The organism is Bradyrhizobium sp. AZCC 1693, assembly GCF_036924745.1.
Taxonomy (GTDB): Bacteria; Pseudomonadota; Alphaproteobacteria; order Rhizobiales; family Xanthobacteraceae; genus Bradyrhizobium.
The window spans coordinates 7,101,763-7,121,106 of sequence record NZ_JAZHSD010000001.1 but is presented as its reverse complement, the minus strand read 5'-3'; the positions used below and the strand labels follow the sequence as shown (position 1 = coordinate 7,121,106).

Here is a 19,344-nt window from a genome sequence, read left to right as displayed (position 1 = left end):
CGAGGCCGATAGGAAGTCGCCATGAAGTTTGTAAAACGCGTTTTGCTGATGCTGTTGCTGTCACCCGTACTGCCGGCATTCGCCGAGGAATACCCGAGCCGACCAATTACACTGGTTGTTCCCTTCTCGGCCGGCGGGCCTGGCGACGTGATTGCACGCCTGCTCGGGACGTCGATGAGCGCAACGCTGAAGCAGGCAGTGGTGATCGAAAACGTCGTCGGCGCCGGCGGTACCCTCGGCACCAATCGCGTCGCCAAGGCCACGCCTGACGGTTACACCCTGCTGCTGATGCATGTCGGCCAGGCAACCGCGCCCGCGCTTTACGCCAAGCTGCCGTTCGACCCCGTTGGCGACTTCGCACCGATCGGCCTCGTTACCGACGTGCCCATGATCCTGGTGGCGCGCACGAACTTTCCAGCCAGGGACCTGAAGGAACTGGTCGCCCATGTCCGCGCCCAGGGCGACAAGGTCACTTATGGCAATGTCGGCTTGGGCTCCGCGTCACATCTGTGCGGGCTGATGTTCATGAGCGCCATCGAGGCCAAGCTCACGCCGATCTACTACAAGGGCGGCGGCCCCGCGCTGAACGATATCATTGCCGGCCACATCGACGTCTATTGCGATCCGGCCACCGGGCCAACGCCCTATATTCAGGCCGGCACCATCCCAGGCTACGCCATCACCAGCAAAAAGCGCGTCCCGACCCTGCCGAACGTGCCGACTTCGGCGGAAGCAGGCGTGCCGAAGTTTGACGTCACGACCTGGTACGGGCTGTATGCACCACGCAATACGCCGAAGCCGATCATGGACGCGCTCGTCGACGCCCTGCAGAAAGCGCTGAAGGACCCGCCCTTGGTCAACCGCTTCGCCGAACTCAGCATGGCTCCTGTCGAGCAGGAGCGCGCGACGCCGGCGGCGCTCGAAGCCTTCCTCAAGAGTGAAATCGACCGATGGGGCCGGATAATCAGGGACGCCGGCATTACTCCGCAGTAAAGCGGACTCGCTCGCGGCACCGCGTTTTCCCGATGGTCCACGCGGCTCTCCCTTCACTTCATTTCAAGCAGATCATCCCGCGAAATGAGTTCGTCGCAAAGATCCGCTTTCCTTGTTTCCGAAGTGGCCCTCCTTTGAAGTATCAGCCTGCTACTGGGCCCGGTGTCGCGAGCTTTGGCACCGTGGCGCACGGTGCGCCGCTGAACGGTGAAGCTGTCCTTCATGACGGACTTCTGGGGCCGGCCAGCCCCTGGCGCGTGGAGCGTCAGATCGCGTCGTCGACGATCAAATGTGGCTTGCCCTGCGAGCAGGATTCGACACGTGCCCTGATGCGAAACGTCGCGGCAAGATTTTCCGGCGTCAGGACGCCAGCCGCCGTGCCGAAATCGTGCAACGTTCCATCACAGAGTAGAGCGACCTTGTCGGCGAACTTCAGTGCCAGGTCGAGATGGTGCAGCGCGATCAGCACGAGCATACCGTCGTCATGCGCAAGGCTGCGCACCTGCCGCATCGCTTCCAGCTGGCGGTGCATGTCCAGCGCGCTGGTCGGCTCGTCCAGGAGCAGCACCTGCGGTTCGCGCACGAGACACTGGGCAAGCCCGACGAGCTGGCGCTGTCCGCCGCTCAGCTCGGAGAGGATTTCATTGGCAAGATCGCTCATATCGAGTGCTGCCAGCGCCCGGTCCACCGCCACCAGATCAGATATCTCCAGACGCCAGCCGCTGACCTGCTTGCGCGCAAGAAGGACGGATTCGAATACAGTCAGCACTGCGCTTGCCGTTTGGTCCTGAGGCATATAGGCGACGGCGCGATCTGCATCGCGCACACCTTCCAGCCGGCACTCGCCGGACCCCGGAAGAATGGCTGCCATGCGCCGGAACAGCGTCGACTTGCCCGCAGCATTCGGTCCAATGACGGCCACCACCTCGCCGCCATAACAGGGCGGAAGCGTCACATCACGCAGTACCTGGCGTGATCCGAAGCGGGCGCCGAGGCGATGCGTGCTCAACACTACCATATCTCTCTTCCGCTTCTCAGGATCAAATAGAGGAAGACCGGCAATCCGATCGCTGAGGTGACGATGCCGATCGGCAGGACGGCGCCGGGTACCGCGATTTTGGTCAGGATCGAGCTCAACGACATGATCAGGGCGCCGGTCAGCGCGCTAGCCGGCAGCAGGAAGCGCTGGTCCTCGCCGACCATCATGCGGGCGATGTGCGGACCTACGAGACCGATAAAGCCGATCGTGCCGACAAACGCGACGGGGATCGCCGACAAAAGGGAGACAAGGATCAGGGTTTCGAGCCGCAGGCGCCGCACGGGAATGCCGAAGCTCGCCGCGCGCGCCTCGCCAAGACGTAATGCCGTCAACTGCCACCGGCGGCGCAGAAAGACCGGCAAGGTTAGACCCACGACGAGCGCGGTGATGGCGAGCTTGGGCCATGTTGCCTTGGTGAGGCTGCCCATGGTCCAGAAGACGATGGCCGCGACCGCCTGCTCGGCGGCGAAATATTGGGTGATAGCGAGCGCCGTATTGAAACTGAAAACCAGCGCTATGCCCAGAAGCACGATCATCTGGACCGAGGCTCCGCGCCGCAGGCTGGCCAAGTGGATCAGGAAGGCGGTTGCCATGGCCACGACGAAAGCATTGGCCGCGACGATGTAGTCGCCTGCCATGGGAACCAGCGCGACACCGAAGGCGAGCGCCAGGGCCGCGCCGAAGCTTGCGCCGGCGGAGATGCCCAGCGTGAACGGGCTCGCCAGCGGATTGTTCAAGATGGTCTGCATCTGGGCGCCGCCGATGGCAAGCGCCACACCGACCACGACGCCCATAAGGGCCGACGGCATGCGGATCGACCAGACAATGACGCGCATCTGCGCATCCGCATCTGCCGGCAGAACGAGCGTGCGCACAACCTCTCCAAGCCCGTAGCTGGCCGGTCCAGTCGAAAGGTCCCCGACCAATGCGACGCAAACCCCGACCACCAGCACAAGGAGAACGATCCACCGCCTGACGCTGAGCGCCTGATAGGCGTCGCGTCCGGCCAAGGTCAGCGCTTCGGTATGGATATCTGTCATCGCTGGCCGTCGGAAAGGCTGATGCTATAGCCGGGCCGGTAGTCTATCGGCAGGAAGCGACGATGGTATTCGGCAAAGGTTGCATTGGGATCCAGATCGGCAAACAGGTCGGGATGAAACCACTTCGCCAATTGTTGGACGGCAACAAATTCGTATGGGCTATTGTAGAACTGGTGCCAAATGCCGTGAAAATTCCGCGTCTTCTTTGCCGCGATACCGGTATAGGCGTCGCGGGTAGCGAACCATTCGAGCTTCTTGCGCGTCACCCGAGGATCCGCCCCTGGTCCGAGCGGAATCCAGTGGCCGCCGGGCACATAGGCTTGCCAGTCGGCACTGGTAACCACCACGTGCACGGGATCGGCGACGATGACCTGTTCGGGGCTGATCTGCCCGAAGGTCGAAGGAATGATATCGCTGCCGATATTATGGCCGCCGGCGAGTTCGACATATTTGCCGAAATTCTCTGCGCCGAAAGACAGGCAGCAATCCTGCGAGTAACCACCGATCCGCTCGACGAACACATTGGGGCGTTTCGGTTGTTTGGCGGCAAGGACGTTTGCAACCGCGGCCATGGCCTGGCGGCGGAACCCGATGATCTCCTCCGCACGCGCCTCGCGTCCCATGATCCTGCCCAGCAGCCGAATGGTCGGCTCGGTGTTTTCCAGAGGGCGGTGGCGAAAATCGATATATAGAACCGGTATGTTCAGTGCTGCGAGCTTCTCGATGTAGTTGGCGTCCTTGTTGGCCTGCATGGCTTCAAGATTGAGCAGCACCACATCAGGCTTCTGGATGATCGCCGATTCGATGTCGATCAGGCTGTCCTCCTGGCCCTTAAACGCAGGGAGCTTCGCCAATTTGGGAAAAACTTCGAGATACTGGGCGTAAGTGGCCGGGTCGGCCGCGATCAGGTCGGTGCGCCAGGTAACCACATGGGCCAGGGGATCTTCGGGTTCCAGCGATGCGATGAGATAGAGCTGCCGGCCTTCGCCCAGAAGCATGCGCTTGACGGGCGCGTTAAGCGTCACCTGGCGGCCCGCGATATCAGTGAGGGTAAGCGGCGCTTGTGCCTGTGTCAGTCCAGGTTCGCCGGCAAATGCTGCTGTTCGCAGCAAAGCGATCAGGACAAGAGCCGTCACCGCGGCATGCAGCAGCGATCGGTGTTCCGTCATGATCGGCTTCCTTTGAGTGGGATGCGCAGTTTGAGCCAAATGCCGAGAGCCGACAAAAATGACAAGGCGTAAAGCGTGGCGACGAGCGGGAACGCGGCTTCGAGACCAAAAAGCTGGGTGACCCCGACGCCGGCAATGATGCCGCTCGCGGAGGCGCCCTGCTGGCAAGCTTGCGCGAGGCCGAGAACCGAACCTTGCCGATCATTAGCCACGGCTACCGAAATGAGCGCGAGAAGGACCGGCGTCGTTCCCCCAAGAAGCGTGCCCCAGATGAAATACAGGAACGCGAATACGGCAACGGAGCCCGTGCTGCCCGCCAGATGCGTAACCAAAACGCACGCGGCCGAAATTAGCACGCTCCCGCCCAGCACATAGGATGGCGTTCGATTCTCGAAGAGCCGCGCCCATAGCGGCGCGGCCACGACAAAGCCGCATGCCAGCAGTCCGTAAGTGAGGCCGGCGACCCAGTGCCGGGCGCCAAATACCTGGGTCATGTACAGTGAGAAAGGAACCTGCAGGACCATGCGGCTGGCAATCAGCATCCCCATCAAGGCAAGAAGAGCTGCGATCGGAGCACCTGTCGACGCCGTAGGCTTTGCGGTACCCGCATTTCCCGGATTGGCGGCAACAGCTCCTGGCGTCGGTACGGGCAGACTCAACCAGGCAACGGCAGCGCACAGCCCACAAACTGCCCCGGCAGTCAGATTTATTGCGGCAAAAGGGAAGCAATCGAGAATGAGCCCGCCCAGGAAAGCACCGCCCAGCGAGCCCACATTGGTGGCAACCTGAAGCCAGGCGAAGAGGCTCGCGCGATCCTTCCCGCCGGTAATCTGCACGCCATAGGCCTGCGCTGGGGCGATGTAGCCGGCGCAGGCGCCCTGCAAGAAACGCAGCGCCATGATCGTCCAGACATCCTGCGCAACAGCAACAAGCAGTTGCGTGACCGCTAGTCCGCCGAGCGCCCGAACCATCATCAGTCGATTGCCGTAGCGATCGCCGATTCGCCCCCAAACGGCGCTGGTCAGCGACATGCCAAGCATCGGGCCAACGTAGACACCAACACCTGCGATTCCAAAGACGCCGTCCGAAGGGCTCAACGCTTTGATTTGGATCGGCCAGAATGGACCACTCATTTCCATGGCACCCATGGAAATGAATTGCAGCCCGAACAGCAAAACAAAAGCAGGTCCGAAACCGCGAAGCGCGGCGGAAGCATTTGTCATTCCGTTCCCGCCACTGGATTTGGCAGTTCGTGCTCAACCCGGTAATCGCGATAACGCTCCAGATGCATCCGTAGCACCGAGCGGCTCGGCCAAGGTTTCTCAAGAAAGGCCTTGCGTTCTTCCAGCCAGAACGCGTCCGACAACATGCGCGGCCTGAGCGCGTCGAAAACTGCCTCGACCTCTTCCCGCAGGATGCGCCAAAGGGTTGTGCCCGACAGTGTATAATGTTCGTCGAGGCACAGTGCGACCTCATGAAGGTGGCAGACGAAGCAGGCATCGATGACGAATGAGCGCACCAGACTGATATCGTCATCAAATGTGGTGGGTAAGATCCCCGTGCGAGTGAAGGGCTTGAGGTGGTGCCCGCGTTCCCTGAACAGGGGTGCAAAACTGCGGCCGTCGCCGAAATCACGGATCAGCAGTTTTCGCGGGCAGCCGGTTTCATCGAACAGGATCGTGCTGTTTTGCTGATGCGCCTCAAAGGCAATTCCGTAAAGCAGATACATGGCGAGCGTTGGGTGGATGACGGTCCCTACATAGGCACGGAAGAACGCAGATACGGCTGCTTCGCTTCCATCGCCGTTTCTCGCGATCAATTCGCAAATGAGCGGGCGGCCGTCGATCGGGCTTGCCGTTAAGAGTGCCGCGACGGTGACCGACAACAGTCCATCATTTCGCGCCAGAGCGTCGGAGTTGCGGTAGACAACCGAAAGAAAGCGGCCCCGATGCTCGTCGCCCGTTACGGGGTGATGCAGGATTGCGCCCAGCTCTTCGGTGAAGATCTCCAGCCTGTCGCAAAGATCCCTCTCTTTTGACAGAATATCGGAAATCAGGGTGCTGAGACGCGGCCCCATGTGAATCGACTTGGCCTGCAGAGTGCGCTGTTCGCTGGTCATCCAGATCGCCACCGGCAGTTTGATAAAGGGCCTCGGTTGCTGTGTGTCCGGCAGCATTGTGCGGAACGACATTGACGGCAGCGTCACGACCTCCGGGCCATCCGGGTCAAAAACTCCGGAAGTAATCTCGGACGCGAATTCACGGCGCAGGAAATTGTCAAGGTGCCAGCTATGGACCGGCAGAGGCAGCCAGTCCTCAGGGGACTTTCCACGTTCATTCAATCCTTCGCCCCAGTCGCGCCAGAGCTCGGGGAAGTTTTGTGCGAACCATTCCGAATAGCTGCCGACATGCGGCATCTTCTCCACATAGGACCATTCTTTGCGCAGCGCTGCTATTCGGACGCGCACGCGAGCGCCGAACTCAGGCGACAAAGCAGTGACGTCCTTGGGCGACAGGTCGGGTTTGGTCTTCCATGTCGGATAGAAGGGGTGACCTTCCAGCGCGCCCCACTGATCGAGAGTCATGGCCGCCAGATGCGGCGGCAGGCTCTTTTCCAGGTATGCGAGGAATCCCTGCGCGCCTGCTTCGGCTACTTTCCCTCGCAGTTCGGCGCTCCAGTGCTCCCGGTGACGACGCGCCAGGACATCGTTGCGCATGCTGTTCTCGACGTCGCGCATTAGATGCTGCACGCCGTCCGATGCAGGCGAGATCGCCAGGGCGGGCGCGACCTGCCTGATGAGGTCGGCGGGATCATGGATCCGGTGCCGAGCGCCGCTCTCGTCCAGTACTTCGATAGCACCACGATTTTGCAATGTTCCGGCAGGCGCACGGCGCAGGTTGGTGAAATGCAGGACCCGGCGTGACTGCCAAAGGGGAAGCCATGCTTGGCTGCCGTCGCGCGCCCACAATAATGCATCCGGTTCAAGAAGACGCTCGGCGAATAGGCAGCGGACCAACCGGTTGAGCGCATTGCGCGATGCGCCCAACCAAAGCTGTGCGGCACGCGCCTGAGCTTCGGCATCTGCAGAGGAAGACATCCTCTCGTCCATTACGCTTCCTCCGGCCAGTTGGCGGGCAAGCAGCCCGGCGCGCCTTCGGTGAGCCCGCCGTGGTAGTTGAGCGCCCAGTTGTAGGTTTTCGTGATAGCGGGAGTTGCCACTCCAAGCCGCGCGGCCAATTCCACCAGCAGCGCCTGCCCGAAGGCTATGTCTTCGTGGAAAGCGCGGCTTGCGCGATTGATGACAAGGCCGGGCCCGTCCGGATTGGGGACAAGTGGGGCGCGAATGTCCGCGTAAGCACGGTTTGTTCGCAACAGCGTATACATGGTCCGGTTGTCCTCGATCTGGCTGCCATAAGCCTCGATCAATTCCTGTCGGAGCGGCTTCACCGAACTCAGATCAATTCCCAGGCGTGACTCGACCGCATGGCGGATTGCCTGGTTTTCCGCATCGCAGGCCTCCAGCAATTCGGCGCCGGCGCGCGGGCAATCGCTCCACCAGCAAAGGGGACGGTCAAAGGGCTTGTTTTCCCAGGGTGCGCCAGGGCCGATCAAGGCATAGAGCACGGCGGGATGCATCATTGCGTTGCCCGGCGTCAGCGTGATTTCCAGATAGTCCTGCAGCACGGTGACGGGAGCTTCATAAAGGCGCTTCAGCATCGCCTGGAGCTCGGCGCGGCTCGCTGCGGTCTCGCGGCGATGAAGCGCCGCGAACAGCTGAGCCTTGGCGCCCCCCATGCGCACCCGCTCGCCCGGGACCAGGTCAAAGGCCGTGTGGGGCACGTCCTTCATGCCCCAGATCACCACATTGTCGGTGCCCGAGAGGGTTTTGGCTGCGAGCCAGTTGAAGCCGCAAAAGCCAGGAATCGCGCCGACATAGACGCATCTGTCCCGGGGGAGATGCCGTGCGATTTCGTGTAGAAGCGCAGGCCGCGCTTGGGCCGGCTGCGTCACGATCACCATGTCCGTGCTTATGAGTGCCTCGCTCGGATCGGTGCCGACATAGTCGGGCCGCCCGCTCGAGACGTGACCGTCCGGCGTCTGGGCCGACCAGACACCATCTCCGCTTGCCCACCGATCAGCGACGGCAGCCGCTCCCGTCAGCACGGAAACAGTGATACCCGGACGCTGCTTGAAGAGCACGGCATTCAAATGCCCCGTGCGCCCTGCACCGCAGATCGTCACCTTCATGCTGCGCGCGCCCTTCCGGTTAGCCAGGCGTCGAGGCGTGCGGCGATTGTCGGATCCAACAAATCGCGCTTGGCCATCCATTCATCGTCGAAGACCGAACCGAGATATTTTTCGCCACCGTCGGCAACGGGCGTGACCACCGTGCCGGACAGCTTGCCGGCCGCAATGAATTCCAGCGCCTTGTAGATGGTGCCCCCGGTCGAGCCCCCGACCAGGAGCCCGTGGCGCCGCGCGATAAAACGTGCTGTTTCGAAGGCCTGGGTGTCGGTGACCTGTACCCCTTCATCGATGCATCCATAGTCGAGCACCTTGCCGATTTCATCGCCGGCGGGCGTTCCCGTGCCCGACTGGTAGTAGGGATGGCCGGGTTTGCCGAAGACGATCGAGCCGGCCGGCTCCACGGCGATCGTGCGGACAGCAGGGTTAACCCGCTTCAGGCGCTGGGCGATACCGGTCATTGACCCGCCGGTGCCGACACAGCCGACAAAGGCGTCGACGCCATCTGGAAGCTGTGCCAGGAGTTCGTCGACCAAACCGGCATAGCCTTCCGGGTTTGCCGGATTGTCGGACTGGTTCATGAACAACGCATCAGGAAGCTGGGCACCGAGTTGGGCGGCCAGCCGTTGGCGCTCCACCACCGCAACCTCGTCCTCCCGATAATCGCCTTCGACATACCGAATTTCCGCGCCCAGCGCGCGCATCATGCGGATCTTGTCCGGCGCGGCGTGATGATCAACAACGGCAATGAAGCGTAGGCCCAATTCCAATGCGACCAGCGCCAGTCCGATCCCGGTATTTCCGGACGAGGATTCGACGATCGTGCCGCCCCGCGGGAGCCGCCCGTCCTCAAGCGCGGCAAGCACCATGCTGCGCGCCATGCGGTCCTTCATGGAGCCACCCGGATTGTTCTTTTCAAGCTTCAGCACCAGCGTGGCGTCGCTGTTGGGTACGGCAATCGGCATCACCGGAGTTTGGCCGATCAACTGGCTTACGGTCGTGCAGAGCATTGTGCCTCTCCTATGTGTCGGGAACGAGCGTTGGCTGCCCTTTTGCATCCTGAACCACGCAAAGGCGGCTCGGCATCGGGTGGCGATGGAATTCGTTTTCAAGGAGGTCCATCTGGTAACCGCCGGTGTTGGCGTAAACCAGAAGGTCTCCCGCTCGCGGAGCGATGGGAAAGGTGAGCCACCGATTGCAAAGGACGTCCTCGTCCAGGCAGCTATGGCCCGCCAGATAAGCTCGGATAGGTTTTGCGGCCACCGGCGGCGACATGGCCGGAACCAGGATAGGATCAACCAGGAATTCGGAGCCAAACCAGGTTTCGCAAGCGCTGAAGCTGCTGCCTTCGACGAAGATGACGTGGGCATCTGGGCCAACGGTTTTCACGCGCAACACCCGGAAGACGGAAATCGCAGCCTGATCGGCCAGTGCACGCCCGGGCTCCATCACCAGCGCCAGCCCCTCATGGACAAGATAGTTCGCGAAGCTGCGGCCATCGGCCATCGGCGCGCGCAGCAGGCAGCGCAGCCACTCGGCCGCGGAAAGCCCTCCCCCGTAGGGATAGAAGGAGGCCGGCACCGCCCCGGTGCGGTAGTCCTCGGGCATCTGGGCCCCGAGATGCGCCTGATAGGCGCGCTGATCGACATATTGGATCGGCAGCCCGCCCCCAATGTCGATCATGCGTGGCGCAAAACCTTGTGCGCGGGATTCGCTGATCAAGCCGGCGGCTTCTCCAATCGCTTGTGCCCGCGATTCCCAACTATAGCCACTCAGGTGGAAGTGCAGCCCGTCAAAGCGCAACCGGCTTTCGCCGGCAATGCGCGACAGACAATGCCGGATCGCCGCCGCTGGCATGCCGAAGCGGCTGCGCTCCTGGTTGGTGGGGCGCAACCGCAGCAGCACGGCCTGAACCGGGCCGCCGCCTGCCGGAAGACAGCGGATCAGATCCTCGAGCTCTTCCGGTGAATCCACCGATATTAGAGCGTTGCAGTTGATAAGCTCGTTGTGGAATGCCGCCGTCTTCGCCGGGCCTGTCGCCACAAGTTGTGCGCCGTCGGCACCGAGCCGTCTGGCATCTCGCAACTCATAGAGGCTTGAGACGTCAATGCCGGCTCCAGCGCGCAGAGCTGCGGCCAACAGCCCCGGCGATTTGTTGACTTTCGCTCCGTAATAAAGCGCGTGCGCGATACCGCTCTCCTGCAAGACGCCTGTGAGTACCGCGAGGTTCCTCTGCAGCTCATCGGGCCAGATCAGATTGACCGGGGACCCATGTCGGGCGACCCAATCGATCAGCAGCGGGCCATTGTCAGCCAAGAGCTCCACCGTGCCTGGCCGCAGAATCGGTGAAAGGCCCGCGCCGGGCTTGTGGCAATGCAAGGTCATGACCTCGCCCTTTCGGCATAGGCTACGGCGCGCTCTGTCGGAGCAAGGTGGCGCAAGCTCTCCAACGGCAGGTTGCAATTGGGCAGGCCTTGATCAAAAATATGCCGCGTCGTCTTGCAGGGAAATTTTCGGCCACTGCGCGCCATCGCGAGGATGCACGCTGGCGTAATCGTCTGGCCCGGGCGCCAGCTCTCCACCCGCACTGCGTTGTAGTCCAGGAGAATCACCGGCACGATCGGCAGTTGCAGGCGGTGCGCAACTGTCAGCCGGTGATGACCGTCCATCACGCAGAGGGCGTCCTTCTCCGCCGTGATCGGAACAGTCCAGCAGCCCGCCCGGAGGATTTGCGCCTGCAGCTCCGCTACCCTGTCGGGATCGACCTCTTCGGTCGGGATCAAGCATGTTGGCGAAAGGAGGCAAACTTTCATATCGGCCAGCCTGATTTTTATGAGCAGGAACCGTTCATGCAGCGCCTTCAGGGTCGCGCTGCTTCATTGGTGTCGATGCGCGGCGACAAGGAGAACAGCGGATTTGCGGACGCGCCGGCTTTTCACGAACGAGCTGCTCGATCAGCGCGTCCAGCAGCGGGGGGAGCGCACGAACAGATGCGCTGACCTCCTCTCCCATGACCGAGCCTTCACAAGCATCCACGAAGCGTCTCACTGAACTGTAAGAGCAGCGATTACATGTCCACGGTCATCGACAGCAGATACGTGCGCGGTGCTCCCAGGAAGAACGTTCCGAATGAGGCCACGCTGGACCAGTAATTCTCACCGGTCACATTCTGAACGTTGGCGCGGAAAGTCGTCTTCCTGCCGTTGATCGCCGTCGTGTAGCGGGCGCCAAGATCGAGCCGCGTCCAATCCGGGATCGGCTGCTTGTTCGCTGCATCGACGAACTGCCTGCCCGTGTAGATGACGGCCCCATTCAAAGTGAGCCCCCTCACCCACGGGAGATCCCACTCGGCTCCAATATTGGCCTGTACGTTCGGAACGCCAATTGGCGTATTGCCCACGTTTGCAGCGATGGCTGTCTTCGTCAGGGTGCCATCCAGCAGCGAAACGCCTCCAAGGACACGAACATCGGGCATGAGTTCGCCGAAGACATTGAACTCGAGCCCGCGTACCTGCGTTTCGGCGGTCGCCCCGAAGCGCCCAGCCAGCACTTCGCCGCTCGCCTTCGATATTTCGAAGGCGCTGAAGGTGGTTGCAACCCGGCCGAAGTCCACCTTGATGCCGGCCTCGTACTGCTTGGCGATGTAGGGCGGGAGCACTTCGCCAAAATTGGAAACATCCTGCCGCTGCACTACCTCGCCCCGGCTCAGACCTTCGATGTAGTTCGCGTACAGGGAGACGTTGTCCCGCGGCCGGACGACAAGACCGACCACAGGAGTGGTCGCGCTCTTGTCGTAGGAGTTCGCCAGCGTACCGACATTGGAGAGATAGTTGTTCCCCTCGACGCCCTGGCGCCGGACACCCAACGTCAACAGGACACGCTCATCGAGCACGGACATGGTGTCGGCAATCGAGAGCCCCGTGAGTTGACTGTCCGAGAGTCGAGGGCGCCCGGGGATCTCGTTTGCGAACTGAGTTGGCGCCACGGTCGGATTATAGATGTTCGACGCGACTGTACTGCCATCGGTGAGCCGCCGGTACAGCGCGTCATGATAAACCGAGGCCTGGAAGGTGACGGCATGGCGAACGAATCCAGTATCGAAACGGGCGCGGACGCCGCCATCATAGGTGTGTCGGTCGATGCTGAGTCCAAAGAATTGCGGCTTCGAGCTGGTGTCGCCGCTGCTGTTGGTGATCGTCGGAAGACCGAAGAACCGCTCAACATTTGTCCGCGATCCGCCCACGTCGGCGAACAGTGTAACCTGATCGGTCACATCGTATTCATTGCGCCACAGGACAGATTGATCGTTGATGCGCGACCATTCCCAGGGTTGCGTCACATTCAGCCGGCCGTCCGGTGCCTTTGGCACTTGCAGGTTGGGCTGCATGGGATCCATGAGGAACGGACGTGACGGAGCGTCGAACCGATCGGTCTGGGCGATAAGGTAGAGCCAGGACCTGTACCGTTCGCCCTGATAGTCGAGGGCCAGCGCTCCGACGCCCGTCGTTTCGGACTGGCGGTCAATCGGCGTATCGCCGCCGCGCAGGCTGCCGCTGGCGCGCACGCCCCATTCCTTGCCCTCGCCGTAGCGCCTCGCGACGTCCCAGTGACCGCCGAATCGTGCGGCCGAACCGTAACTCGCGGTGAGGCGGGTCAAGTCCTCTCCCGCACGCTTAGGCACAACATTGATAACGCCGCCGACGCCGCCATTGGGTGCGATGCCCGAGAGCGCGGCTGAAGGACCCTTGAGCACTTCGATGCGCTCGACGTAATCCGTGAAGATGCGGTAGCTCGGCGCGATTCCGTAAAGGCCCTCGAAGGCGAACTCACCATTGTTGCCCTCGTTGATCGGGAAGCCGCGAATGTTGAAGGAATCGACCACGCCGCCCGTTGGGTGGGAACTGCGCACGGAAGGATCCAGGATCAAGGCATCCACACCGGTTGTCGCCTGCTGATCCCGGATGAACTTGTCCGTGTAGCTCGTCACGTTGAACGGTGACTTCATTGTGTTGGTGTTTCCGAGCAATCCCAGCCGTGCGCCTTGAGCGACCTGGCCGCCCGCGAAGGCGGGCACGACACCCGGCTGCGACGGCTGCGATTGCGCCGCGGCGGTCTCAGTTTGCGGAGCGGCAGGCACCGTGGTCCGCCGTGAAGTCGATCGGATCCGGGCGTCATTTCGTTTTGTTGGCGCGCGGCGGACCGACTGTTGCGTCGGAGCATCGACAGTAACGGGTGGAAGGGAGTTGCCGCCTTGCGATGTTTGGGATCGAGCGGGCGATTCGAACCACGCCAGCAACGCCACTCCACCCAGCAGTGCCGCACCAAAGCGAGCTACCGTCCCAACCACACCTGCACGTCCCATTTCCAGAAAGTCTCCCATCAACATACGTCGCCCAACGTGAAATGGTTCTACGCTCGGCCTGCAACGACCATGGATTGAAGATCCGCTCTCCGCGTCCGGCCGACGGTTATGACCCTGTTAATCAGCTCCTGCGTAGACTCGCACTACGGGTTGGTTGCCTGCGCCTTATCGGCAACCTCCGATCGCTGGCGATCTGCACCGCCTCATTAGAGAGACGCTATGGTGACCGCAACGCAAATGCGTGCGCTGCAACTTAGAATGTCTCGATCATCGACGACTCGAGTCAGCTCACACCATGTTTGGAAAGATTCCAAAAGCGCTTTTGGAACAAATCAGTGCTGTTGAAATTCGGCAGGAAAGATAGACGAGAGCGCTCTCGCCAGAGCGCCATGATTTTCCTGGACGCGGCAACGCAATAGGCCTCGCCTTTTCAGGAACGCTCCAGACCTCGTCATGATTGACTGTTGCGCGTCACCATTTCGTTCCTGTACGTCGCTCTCATTGCGACGACATCTGCCGCAGCGCAAGATACGCAAATCAAAGTGAACGTGATGAGCTCTCGCGGTGGTTCGATGTGCCGACTTGGTAGGAGTGAAGGCCATCACGGTCGGCCGCTGCTTCGCTTCGCTGCTGGAGAATTTCCAGTATAAACCCTTCATTTCATCGATCTATTTTGTCTCCACTCGATCCTGTAGCTGATTGGACCGACTGAGGAATTTACTGCGACCAAGCTACCGCAGATTGGTCTCTTCAATCTGAGCAAATTGGAAACGAAAATCGCGCGAATGCACTCTCAGTGCACGCGTCGGCCCGATTCACACGTTTATCCGTACAGCAGTCTGGGCAGAATCGTGACGATGCTCGGAAAGAGCGTCAGCAGCAGCACGAAGCCGGCCATAATGATCAGGTAGGGCAACGTCACGCGCGCGATATAGCCGAGCCCATCATCCGTCAGGCCCTGGATAACGAACAGGTTGAAGCCGACCGGCGGCGTGATCTGCGCCATCTCGACGGCAAGCACGAGGAAGATTCCGAACCAGATGTCATCGAAGCCCGAGGCCTTCACGATCGGCAGCACGATCGGCAACGTCATCACGATCATCGAAAAGCCATCGAGGAAACAACCGAGGACAAGGTAGAAGCCGATCAGCACGACGATCAGCATGAAGGGCGACAGGCCAAGGCCTTTTACAAAAGCGGCCACGGATTGCGGAATGCCGAGGAACGCCGCGGCGTTCCCGAGGATCGACGCGCCGAGCACGATCAGTGCGATCATCGAGCAGGTGACCACCGACCCGATGACCACATCGCGCATCACCTGCTGCGACAGCGATCCCTGGCCCCAGGCGACCAGCGCGGCGCCGAGCACACCGACCGCAGCCGCCTCCGACGGCGTCGCAAGGCCGCCATACATCGAGCCGAGCACGCAGGCGATCAGAAACAAAGCCGGTGCAAGGTCCTTTAGGGCGGCGAAGCGTTCGCGCCAGGGGACCAGCGCAAGCTTCGCCTCGGCCTCCGGCACCAGCGTCCGGTTCAGGGCGGTGTGCAGCATCACCCACGCCATGAAAGTCCCCGCCAACAGCAGGCCCGGCAGGACTCCGGCGGTGAACAGCTTCAGGATCGAGACGTCGCCGAGCACGCCATAGATGATCATGATGTTCGACGGCGGAATCAGAAAGCCGAGCGTGCCGGCGCCTGCGAGCGAGCCGATCGCGATATCCCTGGAATAACCCCGGCGCAGCAGTTCGTTGAGCGACATGCGGCCAATCACTTGCGTCGTTGCCGCCGACGAACCCGAGATCGCCGCGAAGATCGTGCAGCCGATCACGTTCACATGCAGCAGACGTCCTGGCAGAAGCCCGGCCCACGGCGCCAGCCCCTGAAACAGCGATCGCGACAACCGGGTGCGGAACAACAGCTCGCCCATCAGGATGAACAGCGGCAGAGCCAGCAGCTCCTGCGTGGTCAGGATGTTCCAGGCGTATTGCGGCAGCAGCTTGTCGAGCGGGATCGACCGGAACATCGCGAGCAGCAAGGTTGCGGTGAGCGCGAGCGTCAAGCCGATCCAGAGGCCCCCCGCCAGCAGCGCGAACAGAATGGCGAACAGGCTGACGACTTCGATGGTCATGGAGCTTGCTTTCCGGCGGCGGCAGCAGCAGCGCCGGCCCTCGTTGCGCGCGTGGTCATTCGACGGGCGAAGCCTTCATGCGGTGATCTTCGAGCGGCAGCCCAAGCGCCGCCTGGATGGCGCGCGCCAGGAACTGCAGCGTCAGCAGCAGCATCCCGAAGGTGACGATGGCTTGCGGAAACCACAGCGGCGTGTCGCTCGCGGTCGACAGCTGCCCGCGCGTGAACGATCCCCAGGCGAACTTGACCATCGCCGAGGTCAGGAACGCCATGAAGACGAAGCCGGCGAACGCCGAGAGGATCTCAAGCGCACGCCGGACCGGCACTGGCACGTTTTTCAGCAACAGCACGACACGGATGTGGCCGCCGACACGCAGCGTCATGGCCGCGCCGAAGGTGAAGGAAGCCGCCATCAGATAGGAGGAATACTCCCAGGCGATCGAGATGGTCGGAGGAAAGAATGGCAGGAGGTTCGACAGCAAGCGCGTCGCGACCTCGGCAAGCATCAACAGCGTCAGCATCAGCAGGCAGCCGCCGCCAATCCAGCCATCGAGCCGGCCGAGGCGATCGATCGCGTCGAGCAGGATACGCAGCGGCGCCGGCGCCGCCGCGTTAAGGCTTTCCGGGGGAGCAGGCAGGACGCTCGCCACGGCCACGCTCCTAGCGCTTGATTTCGGCGAGATAGGCCCGCACTGGCTTGTCCGCCGCCGGGACGCGCTTGAGGAAGGCCTCAAGCAGCGGCGCAGTCTTGGCGCGGATGTCCGTCATCATCACATCCGTCACCGGCACCACCTCCATGCCTCCCTCCTTGAGGCGGTTGAGGCTATCGACGTCGGCCTTGAGCGAATTCGCCCAGAAATCCGGCTCCATCTTCGCGGCGGTGTCCGCGACCAGCTTCTGCTGATCCGCGCTCAGAGCCTTCCAGGAATCGAGATTGACGGTCAACATCTGCGACGACCACACATGGTTGGTCGGGTAGATGTACTTCATGAACTCCCAGAACTTGCCGTCGACGCCTGATACCGCCGAGGTCGAAACCCCGGCGACCGCGCCCGACGCCAGTGCCGGTATCGTCTCGCCCCAGGGAATCATGACCGGCGCCATGCCGACCGCGTTCAGCATGTCGACGGCGTTCTTGTCGGGCACGCGGATCTTGATGTTCTTCAGCCCCTCGACGCCCGCCACCTTCACCTTGAGGTGAAGATATTGCGTCGGCCAGGGCACGATATAGAGGATCTTCTGGTTGTTGCGCTCGGCGATCTTGTCGTATTCGGGCCGCACATATTTGTGCAGTATCTTCAGCTCGTCCATGGAGACAGCGAGAAACGGAATGCTTTCGACGCCCATGAAGGGCTCGTCGCCAACCTGCTGGATATTGAGCACGTCGGCGAGCGGAACCAGGCCATCACGCACGGCGCGCAGATGTTCAGGCCCCTTGAAGCCGAGCTGGCCGCCGGCCTTCACCGTAATGTTGACGGCACCCTCGGTCTGCTTCTTGACCGCATCGGCGAAAGCCATGGCGTTATGGGTGTGGAAATTACCGTCGGGCCACACCGTCGACAAGTCCCAGCTCGCCGTTGCCGCCATGGCGCGCGTCGAGAGATGGCCGGCGGCGAGCATCGTCGCCGCTCCCGCTGTGAAAGTCCGTCGCGTAATCATACGCCCTCTCCTTTTGTTGAAATCGAAACGCATGCCAACGCCGGACGCGTCAGCCCGCGAAACCGTAAACGGCAACTGCATTCTCGTTCGACACCAGGCCGCTTTCGATGTCATCGCGCACGCTTTCCGGCGCGCGCTCCCCGGGATCGCCGATCCCCGCGCCGCCGGGCGTCATCACCACCAGCCGGTCGTTTGGCGGCACGGTTTGAAAGCCCTTGCCGCGCAGCCTCTGTCCCGACTTCAGTCCGACATAGCCGGCTTCACCGTCATATCCGCCATCACGGCCGCGGGGCGGATGATCGATGCGGTCGAAGGCCGCCAGAATGTCGAACGGAGCATCGACGCCACTGCCGACCTCGATGATCTGGCCGAGACCACCGCGCGTGCGGCCGGCGCCGCCCGAATCCGGACGCAACTCCTTGCGCCAGAAGATCAACGGCGTCTGCGTCTCCGCGATCTCGACCGGCGTGCCGCGTACGCCGCTGGGATAGGCCGTGGCCGACAATCCATCCTTGGCAAAACGCGCGCCAGTGCCGCCGTTGCTCGTCACCGCCATCGAGAACCCGTAATTGCCGCCGGCGCCGCTGCGCGTCTGTCCGCGTACATTGAGATTCCACAGGCAAGACGTGCCTTCGGCCGGCACCCGCTCGGGAATGATCTGACGCAGGCAGCCGAACACCACATCGGGCAGCATCTGGCCGATGACATGGCGCGACGCGACCGGCGCCGGCTTCGGCGCATTAAGGATCGAGCCCGCGGGTGCCGCGACAGTCAGCAGCGAGAGCGACCCCGCATTGTTCGGGATCTGCGAGGCGACCACGCAGCCGAGGCCGAACACGGTATAAGCAGTGGTGTAGGAGAGCGGCACATTGATGCCGAACTTCGAGGCGTTCGAGGTACCGCCGAAGTCGACATGAATGCCCTCTTCCGAAATCGTCAGCGTCGCCGCGAGTGTGACCGGTGCATCATAGCCGTCGACGATCATGCTGTTGCGCCAGACGCCTTTCGGCAGTCTGGCGATCTCGGCGAGCACCGCCGCCCGCGAGCGATCACAGATGAAATCGCCAAGCGTATCGAGCGAAGAGATCTCGAATTCGCGCATCATCTCGACAAGTCGCTGGCAGCCGACATCGTTGCAGCCGGCCAGCGAATAGGTGTCGCCTTCGGTGTCGATCGGCAGACGCGTGTTGCTGCGGATCATCGCCATCAGCGTCTCATTGACGACGCCCTGATCGATCAGCTTCAGCATCGGGATGTAAATCCCCTCCATGAAGACGTCGGTGGCATCAGGCCCGAAACCGATACCGCCGATATCCATCAAATGGCTGGTGCAGGAAAACAGCGCAACCGCCTTGCCGTCCTTGAAGCAGGGCGTGGTGACGACGAAATCGTTGAGATGGCCGGTCCCCATCCAGGGATCGTTGGTGATGTAGGCGTCGCCTGGTTTCATCGTCTCGATCGGAAAATGCGCGATGAAATGCTTGACCGACTCGGCCATGGAATTGACGTGGCCCGGCGTACCCGTCACCGCCTGCGCCAACATGCGTCCCTTGAGGTCGAACACACCGGCCGAGAGGTCGCCACATTCGCGCACGATCGGGCTGAAGGCCGTGCGCAGCAGCACCTGCGCCTGCTCTTCGACCACGGCGATCAGCCGGTGCCACATGATCTGCAGATCGATCAGGCTCGCGCCGCTTGACTCAATCATGG

General features: G+C 61.9%; 16 protein-coding genes. 1 reads left to right on the top strand and 15 read right to left on the bottom strand.

The window, feature by feature from the left end; all coding sequences use genetic code 11:
• Window positions 1–21 precede the first annotated feature (21 nt).
• Complete coding sequence (locus V1293_RS33770; RefSeq protein ID WP_334515868.1) at window positions 22–993, top strand: tripartite tricarboxylate transporter substrate-binding protein; 972 nt, start codon at window positions 22–24, stop codon at window positions 991–993.
• 53 nt (window positions 994–1,046) lie between these two features.
• Here the strand turns inward: V1293_RS33770 and V1293_RS33765 are convergent, their stop codons facing one another.
• The 15 genes from V1293_RS33765 to V1293_RS33695 all read right to left on the bottom strand — a co-directional run bounded on the left by V1293_RS33765 (window position 1,047) and on the right by V1293_RS33695 (window position 19,342).
• On the bottom strand, window positions 1,047–1,217 hold the full coding sequence (locus V1293_RS33765) for a hypothetical protein (RefSeq protein WP_334515866.1): 171 nt from the start codon (window positions 1,215–1,217) through the stop codon (window positions 1,047–1,049).
• Between the two features lie 41 nt (window positions 1,218–1,258).
• Window positions 1,259–2,011 (bottom strand): ABC transporter ATP-binding protein, encoded by a 753-nt coding sequence (locus V1293_RS33760; RefSeq protein WP_334515864.1) that lies wholly within the window; start codon window positions 2,009–2,011, stop codon window positions 1,259–1,261.
• Window positions 2,005–3,072, bottom strand: coding sequence for a FecCD family ABC transporter permease (locus tag V1293_RS33755; RefSeq protein ID WP_334515862.1), 1,068 nt, complete (start codon window positions 3,070–3,072; stop codon window positions 2,005–2,007). Before V1293_RS33755 ends, V1293_RS33760 begins: the two co-directional genes overlap by 7 nt.
• Complete coding sequence (locus V1293_RS33750) at window positions 3,069–4,241, bottom strand: ABC transporter substrate-binding protein (protein WP_334515860.1); 1,173 nt, start codon at window positions 4,239–4,241, stop codon at window positions 3,069–3,071. Before V1293_RS33750 ends, V1293_RS33755 begins: the two co-directional genes overlap by 4 nt.
• Window positions 4,238–5,464 (bottom strand): MFS transporter, encoded by a 1,227-nt coding sequence (locus V1293_RS33745; protein ID WP_334515858.1) that lies wholly within the window; start codon window positions 5,462–5,464, stop codon window positions 4,238–4,240. Before V1293_RS33745 ends, V1293_RS33750 begins: the two co-directional genes overlap by 4 nt.
• Entirely contained in the window at window positions 5,461–7,350 is a 1,890-nt protein-coding gene (locus tag V1293_RS33740) for an IucA/IucC family protein (protein ID WP_334515856.1), read from the bottom strand. The genes V1293_RS33745 and V1293_RS33740 overlap by 4 nt, the downstream gene beginning before the upstream one ends.
• Window positions 7,350–8,489, bottom strand: a complete 1,140-nt coding sequence (locus V1293_RS33735) for an NAD/NADP octopine/nopaline dehydrogenase family protein (protein WP_334515854.1) — start codon at window positions 8,487–8,489, stop codon at window positions 7,350–7,352. The genes V1293_RS33740 and V1293_RS33735 overlap by 1 nt, the downstream gene beginning before the upstream one ends.
• The gene (locus V1293_RS33730) at window positions 8,486–9,496 is read right to left on the bottom strand and encodes a PLP-dependent cysteine synthase family protein (RefSeq protein ID WP_334517026.1); all 1,011 of its coding nucleotides are present in this window, start codon (window positions 9,494–9,496) and stop codon (window positions 8,486–8,488) included. The genes V1293_RS33735 and V1293_RS33730 overlap by 4 nt, the downstream gene beginning before the upstream one ends.
• 10 nt (window positions 9,497–9,506) lie before the next feature.
• Window positions 9,507–10,871: a Y4yA family PLP-dependent enzyme gene (locus V1293_RS33725; RefSeq protein ID WP_334515852.1), complete on the bottom strand. Its 1,365-nt coding sequence runs from the start codon at window positions 10,869–10,871 to the stop codon at window positions 9,507–9,509.
• A complete protein-coding gene (locus V1293_RS33720) occupies window positions 10,868–11,299 on the bottom strand; it encodes a ParB N-terminal domain-containing protein (protein ID WP_334515850.1) in 432 nt (143 codons plus the stop codon). The genes V1293_RS33725 and V1293_RS33720 overlap by 4 nt, the downstream gene beginning before the upstream one ends.
• 254 nt (window positions 11,300–11,553) lie before the next feature.
• Window positions 11,554–13,866 (bottom strand): TonB-dependent receptor, encoded by a 2,313-nt coding sequence (locus V1293_RS33715; RefSeq protein ID WP_334515848.1) that lies wholly within the window; start codon window positions 13,864–13,866, stop codon window positions 11,554–11,556.
• Window positions 13,867–14,671: 805 nt separating this feature from the next.
• Complete coding sequence (locus V1293_RS33710; protein WP_334515847.1) at window positions 14,672–15,976, bottom strand: TRAP transporter large permease; 1,305 nt, start codon at window positions 15,974–15,976, stop codon at window positions 14,672–14,674.
• Window positions 15,977–16,031: 55 nt separating this feature from the next.
• Window positions 16,032–16,625 (bottom strand): TRAP transporter small permease subunit, encoded by a 594-nt coding sequence (locus tag V1293_RS33705; protein WP_334515845.1) that lies wholly within the window; start codon window positions 16,623–16,625, stop codon window positions 16,032–16,034.
• 10 nt (window positions 16,626–16,635) lie between these two features.
• The gene (locus V1293_RS33700; RefSeq protein ID WP_334515843.1) at window positions 16,636–17,634 is read right to left on the bottom strand and encodes a TRAP transporter substrate-binding protein; all 999 of its coding nucleotides are present in this window, start codon (window positions 17,632–17,634) and stop codon (window positions 16,636–16,638) included.
• Between the two features lie 49 nt (window positions 17,635–17,683).
• Window positions 17,684–19,342, bottom strand: a complete 1,659-nt coding sequence (locus tag V1293_RS33695) for a hydantoinase B/oxoprolinase family protein (protein WP_334517025.1) — start codon at window positions 19,340–19,342, stop codon at window positions 17,684–17,686.
• Between the last annotated feature and the right edge of the window lie 2 nt (window positions 19,343–19,344).